General features: G+C 44.0%; 3 protein-coding genes. All 3 read left to right on the top strand.

From position 1 onward, the window contains the following. On the top strand, positions 1-952 hold a 952-nt coding region (hemW, locus tag AXF17_RS07855), incomplete at its 5' end, for a radical SAM family heme chaperone HemW (RefSeq protein WP_094234775.1). 18 nt (positions 953-970) lie between these two features. Further along, entirely contained in the window at positions 971-2,473 is a 1,503-nt protein-coding gene (gene glpK, locus AXF17_RS07850; protein ID WP_094234536.1) for a glycerol kinase GlpK, read from the top strand. A 101-nt stretch (positions 2,474-2,574) separates the two neighbouring features. Next, a partial coding sequence (locus AXF17_RS07845; RefSeq protein WP_157682637.1) for a T7SS effector LXG polymorphic toxin occupies positions 2,575-3,355 on the top strand: 781 nt, incomplete at its 3' end.

The raw sequence follows: 3,355 nt of genomic DNA, 5'->3' as shown, positions 1-3,355 counted from the left end.
AACTCCGTCGCTTCTCACCAGCGAGCAGATTGCAAGGATAATCGGTGAGCTAAAGGCGAATTTCAACATAAATGATGAAGCTGAAATCACTCTTGAAGCTAATCCTGCTACACTGTCCATGGAAAGCCTTAGAGGTTACAGGCAGTCTGGTGTTAATCGCTTATCGATGGGCGTTCAGAGTATGAACGATGAGATACTGAAGAGGCTTGGCAGGATTCATACAGCTGGTGATGTAATCACAGATGTGCAAAATGCGAGAGTAGCGGGCTTTGATAATATAAATCTTGACCTCATGTTCGCGGTGCCAGGTAGCTCGCTAGACACTACTACATCCGACATAGAGGCAGTAACGGGTCTAGGGCCAGAGCACATATCTTTCTACAGTTTGCAGCTTGAGGAAGGAACAGCATTCTTTAAGGAATTTGAAAGAGGAGAGCTCAAAGAAGTTCCTGATGAAATCGATAGAGCGACGTATCACGCTGGAGCTAATCTCCTCAAAGAGAAAGGCTATGAGCACTATGAGATTTCGAATTTTGCTAAGCATGGCTATGAATCTAGGCATAATCTAAAGTACTGGGAGATGGCTCCTTATCTGGGATTTGGTCTCGGAGCATCTTCATTTGTAGATAATAAACGTATTACAAATGTCAGCTCACTCGAAGACTACTTTGAACTCACTAGCAAAGGAGCTCCTCCTACCGCTGAAGTACACGAGAACTCGGAATGTGACAATGTGGCGGAGGCTGTTTTTACAGGGCTAAGGAAGATAGAGGGAATTAAGTATGAAGACGTGTTCGGGAGCTATGAGGAATTCTGGGAGTATTATAGAGATGCTTTTGAAGAGGCTCGTGAATATGCGAGAGAAGGCAAGCTCATAATAGATGAAGAGGGCATGAGGCTCACAAGCGATGGCATAGATATAAGCAATAGTATAATGAGGCTTTTTGTATAGCATGGATAGGAGGATATGATGGGTGAATATATCATGACACTAGACGAAGGTACGACGAGTGCGAGGTGCATAATATACGATAGAGCAGGCAAAGCGATAAGCGTTGGACAGAGGGAGTTTAAGCAAATTTTTCCTCATGACGGATGGGTTGAACACGATGCGATGGAGATTTACTCAACGCAGATGGCGGTTGCTCAAGAAGCACTGCTCAAGGCAAGTCTCACTTACAGAGATATAGACTGTATCGGAATCACCAACCAGCGTGAGACCACAATTGTGTGGGATAAAGAGACGGGAAGACCAATCTATAATGCAATCGTATGGCAGTGTAGAAGGACTGCTGATACCGCTGAATGGCTTAGAAACCAAGGCTATTCCGACATGATTAGGGAGAAGACGGGTCTGATTATCGATGCGTATTTTAGTGCTACTAAGCTAAAGTGGATTCTCGATAATGTAGACGATGCGAGGGAGAAGGCAGAGCGCGGCGAACTGTTATTTGGAACTGTTGAGACTTGGCTGATCTGGAAGATGACAGGTGGCGCTAAGCATTTGACCGATTATTCAAATGCAGCCAGAACCATGATGTTCAATATCAATACGCTTGACTGGGACGATGATATTCTATCTATCCTAGAGATACCGCGTGTGATGCTACCGGAGCCAGTACCATGTGCCGGTGATTTCGGAGAGACAATCCTAGAGCTGTTTGGAGGCAGATTGCCAATTACTGGTGCCGCAGGAGATCAACAGGCGGCGCTCTTCGGAGAGGCTTGCTTTAACGAAGGTGAGATTAAGAGTACATATGGAACAGGAAACTTCCTGCTTCTAAACACTGGAAATAAGCCGGTGTATAGTAGCAGTGGTCTACTCACGACTATCGCTTGGGGTCTAAATGGAGAGGTTAAGTATGCACTAGAGGGATCCGTATTCGTATGCGGTGCAGCCATTCAATGGCTTAGAGATAACCTACAGATGATTAAGAAATCGAGCATATCGGAAAGCTTCGCTAGCAAGGTTTCAGATAGTGACGGAGTGATTGTAGTACCTGCATTTACAGGGCTTGGAGCACCATACTGGGAGCCGGATGCAAGAGGTGCAATTCTCGGAATCAAGCGTTCCACCAAGAAGGAGCATGTAGTTAGAGCGACACTTGAGTCAATTGCTTTTCAGAGTGATGATCTGATCAAGGCGATGGAGAAGGATCTCGGAAGAAAGATTACCGATCTTAAGGTAGATGGTGGGGCTTCGCTTAATAACTTCTTAATGCAAAATCAGGCAGATATCTCAGATATCCATATAGTTCGTCATAAATCAATTGAGTCGACTTCGCTCGGAGCCGCATATCTGGCAGGACTTGCTTCCGGATATTATAAGTCGATTGAAGATATCATTGAGATTAAGGATGTAGATAAGGAATTCTATCCTGCGATTGAAGACGAGGAGAGACAGCGTGCCAAGGCTAAGTGGCATAGGGCTGTTGAGGCGGTGCTGGCGCTTGCAAAGGATGAGGATTTCTAGGGTATATTATACAAAAGAAGGTAAAGAGTTTAATTTCATGAACCCATAATTATCTTTTAAATGAGATAAATTGGAAACATTCCACGAAAGGAAGCAATAGCATGAGTGCATATTTTTATTTAGACCCATCAGAAATCAAAGCTCAATGTAGAGAAGCTATAGACAACCTAAACGATGTATCCATGAAGACCATGAATGTAGAGCAGAAGCTAGACGCATTTATCAATAACAACGAACTCGAGGGGAAAGCCTTCGATGCTCTAAAACAGCAGATTGCGGACTACAAGACAGTACTACAAAGTATCAGGTCACTTATCAAATACAACATAGGTGAATATAATACCCTCATGAGCAGTGTTGGTGACAAAATTCTAGATGGAGATAAAATCCTTAAAGGACAGGAATATGCAAGAAATAGGATACATGCATATGAGGATAGAGCAAAACGCTGCCGAGAAAATGCGGTTACATACGCTGCAATTGCAGTCTATGCAGAAAGTCAGAATACAAGAGCATTGCTATATGATCACTTAGCAGAAAACCACCGCAGAATGCTCAGAATCTGGGAGGAACAAGAACAGGCATATTGCGATATAGAGAATGCTACAAAGAACCTATTCAGCACCGGAGACAGCACAGCAGAACAGATAAACGCAGCCCTGTCAGATCTCGGTAAATCGTTTAGAGCGGGAGCATTTCATCCAAACCTTGCAGCTTCATGGCGAGCAAAGCTGAAGGAAGAGGTAAAGGAGCTGGATGTTATAAACATGTTCGGCATCAAAAGACCTAAGTCAATAGATGACAAAACTTGGGAGAAGTATCAGGAAGATGTTACAGCCAAGGTGCTTCTGCTGGAAAAACAGGGCTGGCCAATAGAAAGCA

Source organism: Mogibacterium pumilum, from assembly GCF_002243385.1.
In the GTDB taxonomy this organism is placed as follows: Bacteria; Bacillota; Clostridia; order Peptostreptococcales; family Anaerovoracaceae; genus Mogibacterium; species Mogibacterium pumilum.
This window is presented reverse-complemented; position numbering and strand designations above follow the sequence as displayed.

Bases quoted from the DNA above. Each gene is read 5' to 3' on its own strand.
- glpK (WP_094234536.1), top strand. From the start codon at position 971: ATGGGTGAATATATCATGACACTAGACGAAGGTACGACGAGTGCGAGG.